This window comes from Nocardioides panacis (assembly GCF_019039255.1).
Classification (GTDB): Bacteria; Actinomycetota; Actinomycetes; order Propionibacteriales; family Nocardioidaceae; genus Nocardioides_B; species Nocardioides_B panacis.
Window position 1 is genome coordinate 2,540,935 of sequence record NZ_CP077062.1, and the last position, 16,446, is coordinate 2,557,380.

Below are 16,446 nucleotides of genomic sequence, written 5' to 3' on the forward strand. Positions count from 1 at the left end.
CCGGACACTACCGGGCGGTACTCGTAGGGATACCCCGTGGTAGCTCCTAGCGTGGGGCCATGACCTACGAGCGGCTGCCCTACGACGAGGCCTCCACGACCGCGCGGATGACCTCCGACGCCCGGGCCGCGGGGGCGGTGCTCCGCGCAGCCGTCCGGCCGGCGCCCAGCATCCGCTACGAGGACTACCCGCACGACCTGCCCAAGCCGACCCTCGACGTCTCCGAGGCGGCGTCCCGGCTCGCGGCGGCGCTGCACCTCCACCTGGACTGACCGGCGCCGGTACAGACCGGCAGTGAGCGACATGGACCGGGCCGCACGGGGCAGGCTGTGGCCATGACCTCCCGCCCCGGTCGCTGGCTCGCGCCGCTCGGCGCGTCCGCGGCGGTGCTCGCGGTCGTCGTGGCCCCCGGCGTGCTCGGCTCGGTCGGCCCGCGGGGCGCCGGCCCCGGACCGGCCCCGGACGCGGACCTCCCGCCGTACGACGCGATCACGCCGAGCCTGCCGCCGGACGGCGCCGAGGAGGACCGCACCGGCCGGCACCAGGTCGACCTGGTCGGCTACCGCGCGGACGGCACCGTGCTGCACGTCTTCTACACCGTGGACCCGCGCCGGGGCTGCTCGGTCGGGATCGACGACCCGGTGGTCCAGGAGCGGGCCGGCTCGGTGCGGATCCGGCTGGTCCGGTCCTGGCCGGGACCGGGATCGGTCGGGGCGGGCTGCGCGGACCGGCTGCCGACCAGCTCGGTGGACGTCCGGCTCAGCCGGCCGCTCGGCGGACGGCTGCTGCAGGACGCCGCCCACGGCGACGCGCTGGTGGCCCCGCTCGCCTCCCAGCCCTAGACAGCCGAAGACCCCCGGTGCCGTGAGGCAACGGGGGGTCTTCGACCCTTGGGAGCGCGCTGGCCCGTGAGAGATCAGTGGAAGCTGTCTCCACAGGCGCAGGAACCGCCGGCGTTCGGGTTGTCGATCGTGAAGCCCTGCTTCTCGATCGTGTCCACGAAGTCGATGACGGCCCCGTTGAGGTAGGGCATGCTCATCCGGTCCACGACGACGGACACGCCGTCGAAGTCGGTGACCTGGTCACCGTCGAGCGTGCGCTCGTCGAAGAACAGCTGGTAGCGGAGGCCGGAGCAGCCGCCGGGCTGCACGGCGATGCGGAGCGCGAGGTCGTCACGACCCTCCTGCTCCAGGAGGCTCTTGACCTTGCTCGCGGCCTCGTCGCTGACGTTGATGCCGTCGGCGCGGACCTGGGTCTCGGTGGTGGTGTCGACCTGCTCGGTCATCGGTGTGCTCCTGAACTCTTCGACAGTTCGAACGACTCGTTGATCTGCTTGTTCAATGGTGCCACACGCCCGGGTATTCCCCGCACCGGCGCTCAGCGCGACCAGCTCTTGGCGGTGCGCTCGGCCAGCGCGGCCAGGCTGCCCGCCGGGTCGGCGAAGCTGGCCTCCTCGCCGACCAGGTCGACCATGGAGTACGCCGACTCCACGCCCAGCGCGCGCATCTCCCGGGAGCCGACCAGCACCTGCCCGGCCAGCGCGATGCACGGCTGGAGCGCCTGCGCGGCGATCGTGGCCACGCCGTAGGGCACCTTGCCCGAGCGGGAGGAGAAGTCGAAGGCACCCTCGCCGGTGATCACCAGGTCGGCGCGGCGGGCCCGTTCGGGCAGGCCGACGGCGTCCGCGACGATGTCGAGGCCGGAGGTCCGGGTCGCGCCGAGCAGCAGCAGCCCGAAGCCCAACCCGCCGGCCGCCCCGGCCCCCTTGCCCAGGGCGGTCTTCTTGTCGGTGGCATCGGCCAGCCGCTCGAGCAGGGCGTCGACAGCCTGCAGCCGGTCGTCGGCCACCCCCTTCTGGGGCCCGAAGACGTTGGTGGCGCCGCGCAGGCCGAGCAGCGGGTTGTCCACGTCGGAGGCGGCCACCAGCTCGACGCCCTCGACCATGGCCCGCGCCGCCTCCAGGTCGACGTCCTGCAGGTCTCCGAGGCCGGTCGCGCCGCGGGTGAGCGCCTCCGCCGGGTCCGAGGTGGCGCCGAGCGCGGCCAGCAGGCCCGCTCCCCCGTCGTTCGTGCCCGAGCCGCCGAGCCCCACGACCACCCGGGTGGCGCCCTCCTCGCAGGCGGCCCGGACCAGCTCGCCGACGCCGTACGTCGAGGCGTCCTCGGCGTGCCGGTCCCCGGCCGGCGTCAGGTGCAGCCCGCAGGCCTGCGCGCTCTCGACGTAGGCGGTGCCCTGGTGGATCAGCACCGTGCCGGGCACCGTGTCGCCGTAGGGCCCGAGCACGTTGACCGCGAGCAGCTCCCCGCCCAGCGAGGCGTGCAGGACGTCGACGAAGCCCGGGCCGCCGTCGGCCATCGGAACGAGCTCGAGCTCGTCGTGGGGAGCCCGCCGGCGCCACCCCGCGGCGATGGCCTCGGCCGCCTCGACGGCGCTCAGGGTTCCGGCGAACTTGTCAGGTGCGATCAACACGCGCATGCCCCCATCCAACATGATGGGATGGTCGGCGATGACCGCCGACTACTTCGTGCGCCCGATGACCCCCACCGACGTCCCCGAGGTCGAGCGGCTCACCGACGCGGCCTTCTTCGACCTCGACGTCCGCACCCACCGCGCCGGCTGGCCCGCGCCGGAGCACCGCTCCGAGGCGCGGGCCGCGGAGTGGCGGGCCCGGGTGCGGCACCTGGTGCAGCACGACCCGCGCGGCTGCTGGGTGGCCGAGGACGACTCCGGGGTGCTCGGGGCGACGGTCAGCATGCGCCGGGACACGACGTGGCTGCTCGCGGCGTACGCCGTGCGGCCGGGGCTGCAGGGACGCGGCGTCGGCCGGCAGCTGCTGGACGCGGCGCTGGCCTACGGCGACGGGTGCCTGCACGGGATGATCGCCGCCTCCGAGGACCCGCCGGCGGTGCGGAGGTACCGCCTGGCGGGGTTCACGCTGCACCCCACGATGCTGCTCCGCGGCCCGGTCGCCCGGGCGGACCTGCCGGTCGTGGAGCGGGTCCGGGAGGGGTCGGCCGGTGACGTGCCGCTGATGGACTCGGTCGACCGGCAGGTCCGCGGGGCCGCGCACGGCGTGGACCACGAGGTGCTGACCCGGGCCTACCGGCTGGTGGTGGTGGACCGGCCGACGGGGTCGGGCTACGCCTACGTCGCGGCCCGGGGCGGGCCCTACCTGCTGGCCGCGACGAACCGGCGCACCGCCACCGACCTGCTCTGGGAGGCGCTGGCGGCCTCCTCCCCCGACGAGCCGGTCGAGGTCCCGCACGTGAGCGCGGCCAACGAGTGGGCGCTCGACGTCGGGCTGGCGTGCCGGATGCAGCTGTGGACCAGCGGCTACCTCGCGCTGCGCGGCCTCAAGCCACCGGCACCGTACCTGCACAGCGGGCACTTCCTCTGAGTCCCGCCAGGTGCGTTGTGAAAAGATGACCGGGTGACGACAACCGAGCTGCCCCTGCTGGTCCTGGGCCGCGGCACCGACAGCCGCTCCGAGCCGGGAGTCGACTGCCCCGGCTCCCTTCCTGCCGCCTCCGACCCCGACCTGGTCGCCCGCGCGCGGGCCGCCAAGGAGGCGCTCGGCGACCGGGTGTTCGTGCTCGGCCACCACTACCAGCGCGACGAGGTCATCGAGTTCGCCGACGTCACCGGCGACTCCTTCAAGCTGGCCCGCGACGCCGCCGGCCGACCGGACGCGGAGTACGTCGTGTTCTGCGGCGTGCACTTCATGGCCGAGTCGGCCGACATCCTCACCGGCCCGGACCAGGCGGTGATCCTGCCGGACCTCGCGGCCGGCTGCTCGATGGCGGACATGGCCGGCCTCGCGCAGGTCGAGGACGCCTGGGACGCCCTGGAGGACGTGGGCATCGCCTCGTCCGTCGTACCCGTGACGTACATGAACTCCTCGGCCGACATCAAGGCGTTCTGCGGCAAGCACGGCGGGGCGGTGTGCACGTCCTCCAACGCGCAGGTGGCGCTGGAGTGGGCGTACGCGCAGAAGAAGGACGCCAAGGTGCTCTTCCTGCCCGACCAGCACCTCGGCCGCAACACCGCGGTGCGCGAGCTCGGGATGAGCCTCGACGACTGCGTCGTGTGGAACCCGCACAAGCCCAACGGCGGGCTCACGCCCGGCCAGCTGCGGGACGCCCGGATGATCCTGTGGAAGGGGCACTGCTCCGTGCACGGCCGGTTCACCGCGCAGTGCGTCGACGACGTGCGCGAGCGGGTCCCCGGCGTCCAGGTGCTGGTGCACCCCGAGTGCACCCACGAGGTGGTCACCAAGGCCGACCTCGTCGGGTCGACGGAGTTCATCATCAAGACCGTCGAGGCCGCTCCCCCGGGCTCGTCGTGGGCGATCGGCACCGAGCTGAACCTCGTGCAGCGGCTCGCGAACGCGCACCCGGAGCAGCACATCACGTTCCTGGACAAGACCGTCTGCTACTGCTCGACGATGAACCGCATCGACCTGCCGCACTTCGTGTGGGCGATGGAGAACCTCGTCGCCGGCCACGTGGTCAACCGGATCGAGGTCGACCCCGAGACCGAGCGCTGGGCCAAGGTCGCCCTGCAGCGGATGCTCGACCTGCCCGCGCGCACGGCGGGCAAGGACTGACCCGGCGGCCGCTCAGAGGCCGGGGGCGCCCCAGACCGGCATCCACCGGGACAGGTCCTTCTCGACCGGGAGGTCGTCGGAGACCAGGTCGCGGATCTGGATCTCCAGCAGGTTGTCGCGCTGCTGGGGGCCGGTCGGCGCGAACGGGTAGAACGTGCCCTGCTTGTAGAGGTAGACCAGGCCCAGCCGGCGCCCGGCGGGGTCGGTGAACCCGACCAGCGAGCAGAGCAGGCTCGGGCCGAACCCCTGCGCCTCGAGCGAGGTGTTCACGGTGTGCAGGTCGGTGACGAGCGCCGACAGGTCGTCCGGGCTCTGCCGGGCCAGCAGCCAGGTGAAGCCGAAGGAGTCGGTGCTGCGCTCGACGTCCGGGTCGTCGTCGTTGTCGAGCAGCTCGACGACGTCGTTCTGCGCCTGCGCGAACGCCGCGCCCTCGGCGGCCCGGTAGCAGACCGAGCCGACGCCGGTCGGCGTGAAGCCGGCCGCCGTCTGCAGCGTCACCGCGGCCGCGGGCAACGAGAACAGCGCGTCCAGGTTGGCCTGCACCGGCTTGCTCCGGCCGCTCAGCGTGCTCCAGATGCCCATCGTGCGCCTCAGAGGCCGGCGCCGGGGGCCGGGAAGCCACCGTCCATCGGCTTGCCGAGCTCGGCGGACACCTTCGCGAGCTGCTCGAGCCGCTGCTCGAGCGACGGGTGCGTGGAGGTGAGGGTCTTGAAGCCCATGCCGCTGATCGCCGGGGTGATGAAGAAGGCGTTCATCGACTGGACCTCACGCAGGTCCTTGCTCGGGATCGAGGCGACCTCACCGCTGATCTTGGTCAGCGCGCTGGCCAGGGCCGAGGGCTTCTGGGTGAGGTAGGCGCCCGACCGGTCGGCGCACAGCTCGCGGTAGCGCGAGAGCAGCCGGGTCAGGAAGAAGCTCACGGCGTAGACCACCAGGCTGATCACCAGCGCGATCAGCCAGAACGGCGGGCCGTTGTTGTTGTTGTTGTTGCCGCCCCGGCGGTCGCCCCCGCCGCCGAAGAGCATGCCGTACTGCGCCCCGCGGGTCAGCATGCCGGCGGCGATGCCGGCCGACGCGGCCAGCGTCATCACCAGCACGTCGCGGTGCGCGACGTGGGACAGCTCGTGGGCGAGCACGCCCTCCATCTCCTCGGCGGTCAGCTTGTCGAGGATGCCGGTGGTCACGCAGACCGACGAGTGCTGCGGCGAGCGCCCGGTGGCGAAGGCGTTGGGCATGTCGGTGTAGGCGATCGCCACCCGCGGCTTGGGCATGTCGGCCAGCGCGCAGAGCCGGTCGATCACCCCGTGCAGCTCGGGGGGCCTCCTCGGGCGTGACGATCCGGGCCCGCATCGCCTTCAGCGCGATCGAGTCGGAGTTGTACCACTGGAACCAGGCGACCCCGAGGCCGGCGAGACCGATGATCACGGCGAGACCGGCGCCGCCGTACGAGCCGCCGGCGTACATCAGCCCGACCACGAGCGCCACGAACAGCGCACCGAGCAGGAACATCACCAGGGTCATCCGCGCGGTGAGGCCGCGGTCGTTGATGAAGCGGGTGCTGGCCATCAGCCCGGGATCAGCCCGTCGTCGTTGAGCAGCTCCCGCACCTCCTCCAGCGTGGCGTCGGACGGCGGCAGGATCAGGTCGGAGTCCTCGAGCGACTCGTCGGGCAGCGGCTCACCGCCCGTGCGGACCGCGTCCAGCAGCGCCGAGAGGGTGTTCGAGAACGAGCTCTGGTCCTCCGCCTCGACGGCCGCCTCGACGGCCGCGTCCAAGGTGTTCAGCGTCGGCAGCTGCTCGTCCGTGACGGTCCACTGACCCTCTCCGAGGATCCGGACGATCATGACTGGCCCTCTTCCTTGCGGGGCTCGCTCACCGGGGTGGCCTCGACCTGCGCCGGCGGCGTGGAGTCGGACTGCTCCAGGGCCTGCGGGGCGCTGCCGGCCTTCAGCGCGGCCAGCTCGCTCTCCACGTCGGACTGCGAGGACATCGCCTCGAGCTCGCGGGAGATGTCGTCGCCGCGGTTGATCGAGCTGGCGTCGTCGAGCGCGCCGGAGGCGATCAGCTCGTCGATGGCACCGGCCCGGGCCTGCATCTGCGCGGTCTTGTCCTCCGCGCGCTGCACGGCCATTCCGACGTCGCCCATCTCCTCGGAGATGCCGGAGAACGCCTCGTTGATGCGGGTCTGCGCCTCGGCGGCGGTGTACTGCGCCTTGATGGTCTCCTTCTGCGTGCGGAAGGACTCGACCTTGGCCTGCAGCCGTTGGGAGGCGAGCGTGAGCTTCTCCTCCTCGCCCTGCAGCTGCGCCTGCTGGGCCTGCAGGTCGCTCATCTGCGAGGTGAGCGCCGACTTGCGGGTGAGCGCCTCGCGGGCGAGGTCCTCGCGGCCCATGGACAGCGCCTTCTGGGCCTGCTCGGTGAGCTTGTCGGACTGCTGCTTGAGCTGCGCGCCCTGGAGCTCGACGCGCTTGCGGCTGGTCGCGACGTCGGCCACGCCGCGACGCACCTTCGTCAGCAGCTCGAGCTGGCGCTTGTAGCTGTAGTCCAGCGTCTCGCGCGGGTCCTCGGCGCGGTCGAGCGCCTTGTCGGCCTTGGCGCGGAAGATCAGGCTGATGCGCTTCATGAGAGTCATGGAGGGCAGCCCCCCTTTTCTTTTTCTCGGTGATGCGGCGAGGTGACGTCGCCACCACCCTACGGGGCAACGGACGGGCGGAGTAGGAGGTTCCCGGTGCTCCCGGCCGGTCGTTCGCGGCTACTGTGGGACCCACCAGCCAGCTCGGGTCCCGCACCCGGCCCGACGCCAGACCGAGGAAGCCAGAGCGTTGTTCCGTCGCAGCAAGACCGCCGAAGCGCCCGCCGCCACCGAGACCGTCAAGGTCGCCGGAAAGGGCCGGCCCACTCCCAGCCGCAAGGACGCCCAGGCCGCCGCCCGGGCCCGCGCCAAGGGCCCCCAGGACAAGAAGGCCGCGGCCCGCGCCCAGCGCGAGCGCCGCACCGAGAGCAGCGCCACGATCCGCGAGGGCATGAAGCGCGGCGAGGAGCGCTACCTGCCGGCCCGGGACAAGGGCCCGGTCCGCCGGTTCGTCCGCGACTGGATCGACTCCCGGCTGTGCATGGCCGAGATGCTGCTGCCGCTGCTGATCCTGATCATGGTCGGCCAGGCGTTCTCCCAGAGCCTGGCCAACGGCCTGTGGAGCGCGACGATCCTGCTGGTCGCCCTGGACACCTCGCTGGTGGTCTTCCGGCTCCGCCGCGAGCTGCGCCGCCGGTTCCCCGACGTGAGCACCAAGGGCGCGGTCGGCTACGGCGTGCTGCGCTCCATCCAGCTCCGCTGGATCCGGCTCCCCAAGCCCCAGGTCAAGCTCGGCGCCAAGCTCCCCGACCGCTACTGACCCAAGGCCGACCCGGGCCCCAGTTCACCCCGACCCTGGCCATGGCACAGGTTGAGCCGGGCCGTAGTTACACCATCGTCCGAGTCCGGCCACCTCGAGTCGCAGGTGACGCCGTACCCCACCCGATAACTCGTCGGGCTCTGCACGAGACCCGGGATGCCCGGCACAAGAGCCGCCTCGGCCCTCACCCACACCCGGGTCGGCCTTCACCACCACCCGGGTCGGCCTTCACCACCACCCGGGTCGGCCTTCACCACCACCCGGGTCGGCCTTCACCACCACCCGGGTCGGCCCTCGGCACCCCCCGGGTCGGCCCTCACCAACACCCGGGTCGGCCTTCACCAGGACCCGGGTCGGTGGTGGGGGCGGGTTGGGGAGCGGGCATAGGGTCGAAGGCATGGAAATCCGCAATCTTGGTTCGAGTGGCCTGAAGATCTCCGCAATCGCCTACGGCAACTGGCTGACCCACGGGTCCCAGGTCGAGGAGGACGCCGCGCTCGCGTGCGTCCGGCAGGCGATCGACGAGGGCATCACCACCTTCGACACCGCCGACGTGTACGCCAACACCAAGGCCGAGACCGTGCTCGGCAAGGCCCTGAAGGACGAGCGCCGCGAGGGCCTGGAGATCTTCACCAAGGTCTACTGGCCGACCGGCCCGGGTGCGCACAACGACCACGGGTTGTCCCGCAAGCACATCCTCGAGTCGATCAACGGCTCCCTGAAGCGGCTCGGCACCGACTACGTCGACGTCTACCAGGCGCACCGCTACGACTACGAGACCCCGCTCGAGGAGACGATGGAGGCCTTCGCCGACGTCGTGCACTCCGGCAAGGCGCACTACATCGGCGTCTCGGAGTGGCGGGCCGAGGAGATCCGCGCGGCCCACAAGCTCGCCCGCGAGCTGCGCATCTCGCTGGTCTCGAACCAGCCGCAGTACAACATGCTGTGGCGGGTCATCGAGCCCGAGGTGGTGCCGACCTGCGAGGAGCTCGGGATCGGGCAGATCGTCTGGTCGCCGATCGCGCAGGGCGCGCTGACCGGCAAGTACAAGCCGGGCGAGGACTACCCGGCCGGCTCGCGCGCCACCGACGACAAGGGCGGCGCGGACATGATCTCGCGCTGGCTCAACGACGACGTCCTCGGCCGGGTGCAGAAGCTCAAGCCGGTCGCCGACGAGGCCGGCCTCTCGCTGGCCCAGCTCGCCGTCGCCTGGACGCTGCAGAACAGCAACGTCTCGGCCGCGATCATCGGCGCCTCCCGGCCCGAGCAGGTCACCGAGAACGTCAAGGCGGCCGGCGTGAAGCTCGACGCCGAGGCCCTCAAGCGGATCGACGAGGTGCTGGACGGCGTCGTGGAGCGCGACCCGGCCAAGACCAAGTCCCCCGCGAAGCGCGACTTCGGCCGCTGACCCGCGGCGCGGGCGCTCAGCCCTGCTCGTGCAGGCTCATCGGCCCGTAGACCTCGCGGTCGCCCTCGAAGAGCGTGACCTGGTCGACGCCGTCGTCGACCAGGTCGCGCCAGACCTCGCCGATCCAGGACTCCGCGTCGCTCTGCGAGGGGAAGCCGGTCACCCCGGACGCCGTACCCCCCGGCGGCCTTGCTCACCTCGGCCCCGGCGGTGTCCTCGAAGCGCCAGCGCCAGGTCGACCTGGGCGAGGTGTCGCTGCCGGTGAAGGACGAGGAGGGCTCCAGGGAGTGCGTCATGTGACGAGCCTAACCGGCGCGCAGGGCGGGGCTCTTTGACGCCGCCGCGACCCGCGTGGGAGCGTGAGCGCATCTGCCCCGCTTCGGGAAAGCCGGTTCGACTCCGGCGCTGACCCGCAACCGTGAGCCGTGCCGCACGTCGGCGCGACGAGCCGGAGAACCGGACGGGTCAGCGGCTCCACTCATCCGTCGAGGTCTACGGGACGGAGCCGGACCTGCGGGCCCGGTGGCCCGCGTGTGGTCCGGCGAAAGTCTGTGCACCGCCGCCACGAAAGGCCCCTCATGGCCACTCCCCTCCGCCGGACCCTGGGCGCGCTCGGCGCCCTGGTCCTCGCCCTGCTCGTCGTCGCCGGCACCGCTCGTACGGCGGACGCGGCCGACGGCTACAAGTACTGGAACTACTTCCACGTCGAGGGCGGGAAGTACGCCTTCGCCCAGACCGGCCCCGCCGACTTCACGCCCAAGGACGGCACCGTCGAGGCCTACCGCTACGGCCTGTCCACCGCCGCCGACGGCCTGCCGCCGCGCACCGACGCCACGACCTACACCGTCGAGGACATCTGCGCCGGCACCGAGGCCGGGTCCGGCGAGAAGCTCGTCGGGGTGCTGCTCGACTACGGCACGGCCGCGGACGCCGACGGCGGCCAGACCCCGCCCGCGCCGCGGGCCGCGTGCGCCGCGGTGCCGACCGCCGCGAACGGCCAGCAGGTCCTCGACGCCGTCGCCGACCTGCGGCTCGACAAGGGCCTCACCTGCGGCATCGACGGCTACCCGGCCTCGGGCTGCTCGGTGACCGTGAAGAACCCGCCGTCCGCGGCCGCCGCCGCGACCGTCGACTTCGCGCTGCCCGAGGCGGCGAGCGCCACCGCGAGCCCGGACGCCGCGGGCACCGCGGACCAGGCCGCCTCCGAGACCGACGACGGCGGCGTCCCGTGGACGCTGATCGTGGTGGTCGTGGTCGTCGTCGCGATCGGCGCCGCGTCGTTCGTGCTGTCCCGGCGCGGCAAGAACCTCTGAGCCCAGCACCGTGCGCGCCGTCGACCGCCTCAGCTACCCCCGGAGCCTGCATCCGGGGGCCTGGTGGCTGTGGGCGGTCGCGCTCGCGGCGGCGGCCAGCCGCACCCAGAACCCGGTGCCGCTGGCACTGATCCTGGTGGTCACCGGGTTCGTGGTCGCCGCCCGGCGCAGCAACGCCCCGTGGGCCCGGTCCTACGTCGCGTTCCTCAAGCTGTCGCTGGTGATCATCGTGGTCCGGATCCTGTTCCAGGCGCTGCTGTCCACCGGCGCCCAGGGCCCCACGGTGCTGTTCACGCTGCCGTCGCTGCCGATGCCCGCGGGCAGCGGGCTCAAGCTCGGCGGCGTGGTCAGCCTCGAGGCGATCCTGCGGGCGTTCTACGAGGGCCTGCAGCTGGCGACCATCTTGTGCTGCGTGGGCGCCGCCAACGCGCTGGGCAGCGCCCGGCGGCTGCTGCGCTACGTGCCGGGCGCGCTCTACGAGGTCGGGGTGGCCTGCGTGATCGCGCTGACCTTCGCTCCCCAGCTGGTCACCGACGCCGCCCGGGTCCGCGCCGCGCACCGGCTCCGCGGCCAGAACGGCACCGGGCTGCGCAGCCTGCGCCGGCTGGCGATGCCGGTCCTCGAGGGCGCCCTGGAGCGGTCGGTGGACCTGGCCGCCGCGATGGACTCCCGCGGCTACGGGCGTACGACGGACGAGTCGGCCGCCTCGCGACGGCTCACCGGGCTGCTCGTGTTCGGCGGGCTGCTCGGCGTCTGCGTCGGCATCTACGGGCTGCTCGACGGCACCGCGTCGGCGTGGCTGGGGATGCCGATGCTGCTGGTCGGCCTGCTCGTCGCGGGCGCCGGGCTGCACGTGGGCGGGCGGCGCAGCGGGCGGACCCGCTACCGGCCCGACCCGTGGGCACTGCCCGAGTGGCTGGTCTCCGCGTGCGGCGTGGTGGCCGCGACGGCCGTCTTCGTCGACGTGCACCTGCACCCCGCGGACTTCTACCTGGCCAGCGTCACGGACCTGCCGCCGGTGCCGATGCTGACCGTGGTCGGCATCCTGGTCGGCGCGCTGCCGGCGTTCCTGGCCCCGCCGCTGCCGCTGGCCGCGTCACCGCACCGCCCCGCCCCGTCGGCCACCGCCGGGCCCGCCGACCGGATGGAGGTGGCGGCGTGATCGAGCTGCACCAGGTCGGCGTCACGTTCGCCGACGCGGACGAGCCGGTGCTCTCCGGGGTGGACCTCAGCATCCCCGAGGGCGAGCTGGTCCTCGTGGTCGGCCGGACCGGGTCCGGCAAGACCACCCTGCTGCGCACCCTGAACGGGCTGGTCCCGCACTTCTCCGGCGGCACCCTGCACGGCCGGGTGGTCGTCGACGGCCGGGACACCCGGCAGCACCGGCCCCGCGACCTCGCCGACGTCGTCGGGTACGTCGGGCAGGACCCGCTCGCCGGCTTCGTCACCGACACCGTCGAGGACGAGCTGGCCTACGGCATGGAGTCGCTGGGCCTGGCCCCGGACGTGATGCGCAAGCGGGTCGAGGAGACCCTCGACCTGCTCGGCCTGGCCGAGGTGCGCAACCGGCCGGTCGCCGACCTGTCCGGCGGCCAGCAGCAGCGGGTCGCGATCGGGTCCGTGCTCACCACCCACCCCCGGGTGCTGGTGCTCGACGAGCCCACCTCCGCCCTGGACCCGCTGGCCGCCGAGGAGGTGCTGGCGACCCTGCAGCGGCTGGTGCACGACCTGGGGCTGACCGTGGTGCTCGCCGAGCACCGGCTCGAGCGGGTCGTGCAGTACGCCGACCGGGTGGTGCTGGTGCCCGGCGGACGCGCGCCGGTCGTCTCCGGCACCCCCGAGCAGGTGCTCCGAGACGCCCCGGTCGCCCCGCCGGTCGTCGAGCTCGGCCGGATCGCCGGCTGGGACCCGCTGCCCCTGTCGGTGCGCGACGCCCGCCGGCTCGCCGGTCCGCTGCGCGAGCAGCTGGCCGCCGTCGAGGCGCCCGAGCGGACCGGGACGGGCGCCGCCAGCGCCGCCGGGGCGGCCGGGACCGTCGCCACCACCGAGGACCTGGTCGTGTCCTACGGCCGGGTGCCGGCGCTGCGCGGCGTCACCACCCGGCTCGGCCGCGGCGAGGTGGTCGCGCTGATGGGCCGCAACGGCGCCGGCAAGTCCACACTGCTCAAGACCCTGGTCGGCATGAAGCGGGCGAGCAGCGGCCGGGTCCTGGTCGACGGCCTCGACCCCGCCGGCCTGCGCCCCTCCGCGCTGCTGCGGCACGTCGGGATGGTGCCGCAGGTGCCGGCCGACCTGCTCTACGCCGCCTCCGTCGGCCGGGAGTGCGAGCAGGCCGACCAGGACGCCCGGGTGCCCGCCGGCACCACGCTGGCGCTGTTCCGGCGGCTCTCGCCCGGCGTCCCCGTCGAGCAGCACCCCCGGGACCTGTCCGAGGGCCAGCGGCTCACCCTGGCCCTGGCGATCGTGCTCGCCGTACGCCCGCCGCTGCTGCTCCTCGACGAGCCCACCCGCGGCCTGGACTACACCGCGAAGCACCGGCTCGTGGAGATCCTGCGGGACCTCGCCGACGAGGGCCACGCGGTGCTGCTGGCCACCCACGACGTCGAGCTGGTCGCCGAGGTGGCCACCCGGGTGCTGGTGATCGCGGACGGCGAGCTGGTCGCGGACGGGCCGACCGCGGACGTCGTGGTGTCCTCCCCCGCGTTCGCCCCGCAGGTCGCCAAGGTGCTCGCCCCGCAGCGCTGGCTGACCCCGACCGAGGTGGCCGTCGCACTGGCCTCGACGGCGCCGGTGACCCCGTGAGCGGCCTGCGACGGCACCCCGTCGCCACCCTCGTCCCGGTGCGGCTGCGCTCCGGCCTGGCGCTGGCCGCCGTGTTCGCGGTGGGCGTGGTGGCGTTCGGCTGGCCGTTCCTGACCCAGCCGGGGTCGGCCCTGGACACCTCGCACTCCGGGGACGCGCCGCTGGTGTTCGTGCTGATGCTGCCGCTGCTCGCCGCGGTCGTGCTCGCCGAGCTCACCGCCGGCGGCATGGACGCCAAGGCGGTGGCGATGCTCGGGATGCTGTCCGCGGTCGGCGGCGCGCTGCGGGCCCTGGGCCCGGGCACCGCCGGCCTGGAGCCCAGCTTCGCGGTGATCATCCTGGGCGGGCGGGTGTTCGGCAAGGGCTTCGGCTTCGTGCTCGGCGCCATCACGCTGTTCACCGGTGCGCTGCTCACCGGCGGCGTCGGGCCGTGGCTGCCGTTCCAGATGGTCGCCGCCGGCTGGGTCGGCTTCTTCGCCGGCTGCCTGCCCCCGGGCCGCGGCCGCGTCGAGATCGGCTGGCTGGCGGCGTACGCCGCGGTGGTCGGCCTGGCCTTCGGGATGGTGATGAACCTGTGGTTCTGGCCGTTCGCGTCCTACGGTCCCGAGACGTCGTTCGTCGCCGGCGACCCGCTGGCCGCGAACCTGCACCGCTACCTGGTGTTCTACGTGACCACCTCGCTGCCCTGGGACCTCGGCCGGGCGGTGCTGTCCGCGCTGGTGCTGCTGCTGGCCGGGTCGGCGCTGCTGCGCGCCCTGCGCCGGGCCTCCCGCCGGGCCGCCTTCGACGCCCCGGTGGCCTTCGAGTGAACCTCACCGTGCTCGGCACCGGCGCGGCCGACGGCTGGCCGAACCCGCACTGCCGCTGCGCCTCCTGTACGGCGGCCCGCTCGGCCGGCTCGCTGCGCGGGCAGACGTCGGCGCTGCTGGACGGCACGCTGCTGCTCGACTGCGGGCCGGAGACGCCGCAGGCCGCGCAGCGCGCCGGGCTCGACCTGACCGGGCTACGGCACGTGCTCCTCACCCACCTGCACCCCGACCACTGCTCCCCGGCGTTCCTGCTGTTCCGGGGCTGGGTGTCCGACGCGCCGCTCGACGTGCTCGGGCCGCCCGAGGTGGTCGAGCAGGCGCGGATGTGGGTCGCCCCCGACTCGCCGGTGCGGTTCGTGGCGGTCGCGGCCGGCGACCGGCACCGGCTCGGCGACCACGACGTGCGGGTGCTGCCGGCCGCGCACGGCGCCGACGGGTCCTGCGTGCTCTACGACGTGCGGGGCCCCGGCGGCCGGCTGCTCTACGCCACCGACACCGGCCCGCTCCCCCGCGCCACCGTCGAGGCGGTGGCCGGCGCCGCCTTCGACGCGGTGCTGCTGGAGGAGACCTTCGGGGACCACCTCACGCACGGCACCGACCACCTCGACCTGGGCAGCTTCCCCGAGCAGCTCCGCCGGCTGCGGGCGGTCGGCGCCGTCACCGCGGACACCGACGTGGTCGCCGTACACCTCTCGCACCGCAACCCGGCCGCTCCCGAGCTCGCCCGGCGGCTGGCGGCCTGGGGCGCCCGGGTGGTCGACGACGGCACCACGCTGGGCGCCCGCCCGCAGCCCGCGCCGGTGGGCCGGACCCTGGTGCTCGGCGGCGCCCGGTCCGGCAAGTCCGGCACCGCGGAGCGGCTGCTCGCCGCCGAGCCGGCGGTGACCTACGTGGCCACCGCCTACCCCGCCGACCACGACGACGAGTGGGCCGAGCGGGTCCGGCTGCACCGGGCCGGTCGGCCCGCGCACTGGACGACCCGGGAGACCCTCGACCTGGTCGGTCTGCTGGCGGCCGAGGGCGAGCCGCTGCTCGTCGACTGCCTGACGCTGTGGCTGACCCGGGTGATGGACCGGCACGACGCCTGGGACGACGCGACCTGGGCGGCAGGCGCCGAGACGGCCGTCACCGCGGACGTCGACGCGCTCGTCGAGGCCTGGCGCACCACCGGCCGCCGGGTCGTCGCGGTCAGCAACGAGGTCGGCCAGGGCGTGGTGCCCGACACGGCGTCCGGGCGACGGTTCCGCGACCAGATGGGCCGGCTCAACGCCCGGGTCGCGGCGGTCACCGAGGACGTGCTGTGGTGCACGGCGGGGCGGGTCGGCCGGCTGTGAACCCGCTCCGGCTCTGCCTGGGCACGCTGACCGTGCTGCCGGTGCGGCCCCCGGCGCGCGTCGACCGGGACGTGGCGGGCCGCGCGATGCTGCTCGCCCCGCTGGCCGGCACGCTGCTCGCGGTGCTCGCCGGCGGGGCGCTGTGGCTGCTGGACCGGGTCGTCTCGCCGCTGCTGGCCGCGACCCTCGCGGTCGGGCTGCTCGCGCTGCTGACCCGCGGCATGCACCTCGACGGGCTCGCCGACACAGCCGACGGCCTCGGCTCGCGGCGGCCGGCCGCCGGCGCCCTGGAGGTGATGCGGCGCGGGGACGTCGGCCCGTTCGGGGTGGTGACGCTGGTCGTCTCGCTGCTGGCCCAGGTCGCCGCCCTGGCCGCGGCGCCGGCCGCTCCGGTGGCGCTGGCCGTGGCCCTGCTGGTGTCCCGCGCGGCGCTGCCCCTGCTGTGCCGGCGCGGCGTCCCGCCGGCCCGGCCCGAGGGCCTCGGCGCCCTGGTCGCGGGCACGGTCCCCCCGGTCGCGGCGGCCGCCACCGCCCTGGCCACGGTGCTCCTCGCCGGGGCGGTCGGCTGGTCGACGTACGGTCTCGGCGGGGTGCTGGCCGGGGTCCTCGCGCTCGCCGCCGGCGCTGCGTACGCCGCGCACTGCGTGCGCCGGTTCGGCGGGATCACCGGTGACGTGCTCGGCGCCTGCGTCGAGGTCACCGGCACCGCGGCGCTGGTGTTCCTGGGGTTCGTGTGACGGATCGGGTCTGCGCCGCCTAGGCTGCTCGGCGACCTCGGGGGT

At 74.0% G+C, this 16,446-nt stretch carries 19 protein-coding genes; 12 read left to right on the plus strand and 7 right to left on the minus strand.

Going from position 1 to position 16,446, the window contains the following annotated elements:
- The first annotated feature begins 59 nt into the window (after positions 1–59).
- Positions 60–272 (plus strand): hypothetical protein, encoded by a 213-nt coding sequence (locus tag KRR39_RS12300; protein WP_216937279.1) that lies wholly within the window; start codon positions 60–62, stop codon positions 270–272.
- A gap of 63 nt (positions 273–335) precedes the next feature.
- Positions 336–842: a hypothetical protein gene (locus tag KRR39_RS12305; protein WP_216937281.1), complete on the plus strand. Its 507-nt coding sequence runs from the start codon at positions 336–338 to the stop codon at positions 840–842.
- A gap of 74 nt (positions 843–916) precedes the next feature.
- On the opposite strand, the gene KRR39_RS12310 is transcribed toward KRR39_RS12305, so the two are convergent.
- Positions 917–1,285 carry a HesB/IscA family protein gene (locus KRR39_RS12310; RefSeq protein ID WP_216937283.1) on the minus strand — a complete coding sequence of 123 codons (369 nt, stop codon included), beginning with the start codon at positions 1,283–1,285 and terminating at the stop codon, positions 917–919.
- A gap of 92 nt (positions 1,286–1,377) precedes the next feature.
- Positions 1,378–2,475, minus strand: coding sequence for a glycerate kinase family protein (locus KRR39_RS12315; RefSeq protein ID WP_216937285.1), 1,098 nt, complete (start codon positions 2,473–2,475; stop codon positions 1,378–1,380).
- On the opposite strand from KRR39_RS12315, the gene KRR39_RS25630 reads away from it, so the two are divergent.
- Both KRR39_RS25630 and nadA read left to right on the plus strand, forming a co-directional pair.
- On the plus strand, positions 2,474–3,397 hold the full coding sequence (locus KRR39_RS25630) for a GNAT family N-acetyltransferase (protein WP_302053499.1): 924 nt from the start codon (positions 2,474–2,476) through the stop codon (positions 3,395–3,397). The genes KRR39_RS12315 and KRR39_RS25630 overlap by 2 nt on opposite strands.
- A 33-nt stretch (positions 3,398–3,430) precedes the next feature.
- Positions 3,431–4,606, plus strand: coding sequence for a quinolinate synthase NadA (gene nadA / locus KRR39_RS12325; RefSeq protein ID WP_216937287.1), 1,176 nt, complete (start codon positions 3,431–3,433; stop codon positions 4,604–4,606).
- 12 nt (positions 4,607–4,618) lie between these two features.
- Here nadA and pspAB read toward each other — a convergent pair whose 3' ends face one another.
- From pspAB to KRR39_RS12345, 4 genes are all read right to left on the minus strand, one after another.
- Entirely contained in the window at positions 4,619–5,188 is a 570-nt protein-coding gene (gene pspAB, locus KRR39_RS12330) for a PspA-associated protein PspAB (RefSeq protein ID WP_216937290.1), read from the minus strand.
- A gap of 8 nt (positions 5,189–5,196) precedes the next feature.
- Positions 5,197–5,907 carry a M48 family metalloprotease gene (locus KRR39_RS12335; protein WP_254185100.1) on the minus strand — a complete coding sequence of 237 codons (711 nt, stop codon included), beginning with the start codon at positions 5,905–5,907 and terminating at the stop codon, positions 5,197–5,199.
- 264 nt (positions 5,908–6,171) lie between these two features.
- The gene (pspAA, locus tag KRR39_RS12340) at positions 6,172–6,450 is read right to left on the minus strand and encodes a PspA-associated protein PspAA (protein ID WP_216937291.1); all 279 of its coding nucleotides are present in this window, start codon (positions 6,448–6,450) and stop codon (positions 6,172–6,174) included.
- The gene (locus KRR39_RS12345; RefSeq protein ID WP_216937293.1) at positions 6,447–7,238 is read right to left on the minus strand and encodes a PspA/IM30 family protein; all 792 of its coding nucleotides are present in this window, start codon (positions 7,236–7,238) and stop codon (positions 6,447–6,449) included. Before KRR39_RS12345 ends, pspAA begins: the two co-directional genes overlap by 4 nt.
- Before the next feature lie 190 nt (positions 7,239–7,428).
- On the opposite strand from KRR39_RS12345, the gene KRR39_RS12350 reads away from it, so the two are divergent.
- On the plus strand, positions 7,429–7,998 hold the full coding sequence (locus KRR39_RS12350; protein WP_216937295.1) for a DUF3043 domain-containing protein: 570 nt from the start codon (positions 7,429–7,431) through the stop codon (positions 7,996–7,998).
- A gap of 397 nt (positions 7,999–8,395) precedes the next feature.
- Positions 8,396–9,406: an aldo/keto reductase family protein gene (locus tag KRR39_RS12355; RefSeq protein WP_216937297.1), complete on the plus strand. Its 1,011-nt coding sequence runs from the start codon at positions 8,396–8,398 to the stop codon at positions 9,404–9,406.
- Between the two features lie 16 nt (positions 9,407–9,422).
- Here KRR39_RS12355 and KRR39_RS24805 read toward each other — a convergent pair whose 3' ends face one another.
- Entirely contained in the window at positions 9,423–9,569 is a 147-nt protein-coding gene (locus KRR39_RS24805) for a hypothetical protein (RefSeq protein ID WP_254185101.1), read from the minus strand.
- Between the two features lie 415 nt (positions 9,570–9,984).
- On the opposite strand from KRR39_RS24805, the gene KRR39_RS12365 reads away from it, so the two are divergent.
- From KRR39_RS12365 to KRR39_RS12395, 6 genes are read left to right on the plus strand one after another with little or no spacing between them, the layout of a single operon-like run.
- On the plus strand, positions 9,985–10,719 hold the full coding sequence (locus KRR39_RS12365) for an SCO2322 family protein (RefSeq protein WP_216937299.1): 735 nt from the start codon (positions 9,985–9,987) through the stop codon (positions 10,717–10,719).
- Positions 10,720–10,729: 10 nt separating this feature from the next.
- Positions 10,730–11,881 carry an energy-coupling factor transporter transmembrane component T family protein gene (locus KRR39_RS12370; protein ID WP_216937301.1) on the plus strand — a complete coding sequence of 384 codons (1,152 nt, stop codon included), beginning with the start codon at positions 10,730–10,732 and terminating at the stop codon, positions 11,879–11,881.
- Complete coding sequence (locus KRR39_RS12375) at positions 11,878–13,521, plus strand: ABC transporter ATP-binding protein (RefSeq protein ID WP_216937303.1); 1,644 nt, start codon at positions 11,878–11,880, stop codon at positions 13,519–13,521. Before KRR39_RS12370 ends, KRR39_RS12375 begins: the two co-directional genes overlap by 4 nt.
- Positions 13,518–14,330, plus strand: coding sequence for an ECF transporter S component (locus KRR39_RS12380; protein WP_254185102.1), 813 nt, complete (start codon positions 13,518–13,520; stop codon positions 14,328–14,330). Before KRR39_RS12375 ends, KRR39_RS12380 begins: the two co-directional genes overlap by 4 nt.
- Positions 14,327–15,664, plus strand: coding sequence for a bifunctional adenosylcobinamide kinase/adenosylcobinamide-phosphate guanylyltransferase (locus KRR39_RS24810; protein WP_254185103.1), 1,338 nt, complete (start codon positions 14,327–14,329; stop codon positions 15,662–15,664). Before KRR39_RS12380 ends, KRR39_RS24810 begins: the two co-directional genes overlap by 4 nt.
- Positions 15,661–16,401, plus strand: a complete 741-nt coding sequence (locus tag KRR39_RS12395; protein ID WP_216937305.1) for an adenosylcobinamide-GDP ribazoletransferase — start codon at positions 15,661–15,663, stop codon at positions 16,399–16,401. The genes KRR39_RS24810 and KRR39_RS12395 overlap by 4 nt, the downstream gene beginning before the upstream one ends.
- The last annotated feature ends 45 nt before the right edge of the window (positions 16,402–16,446 follow it).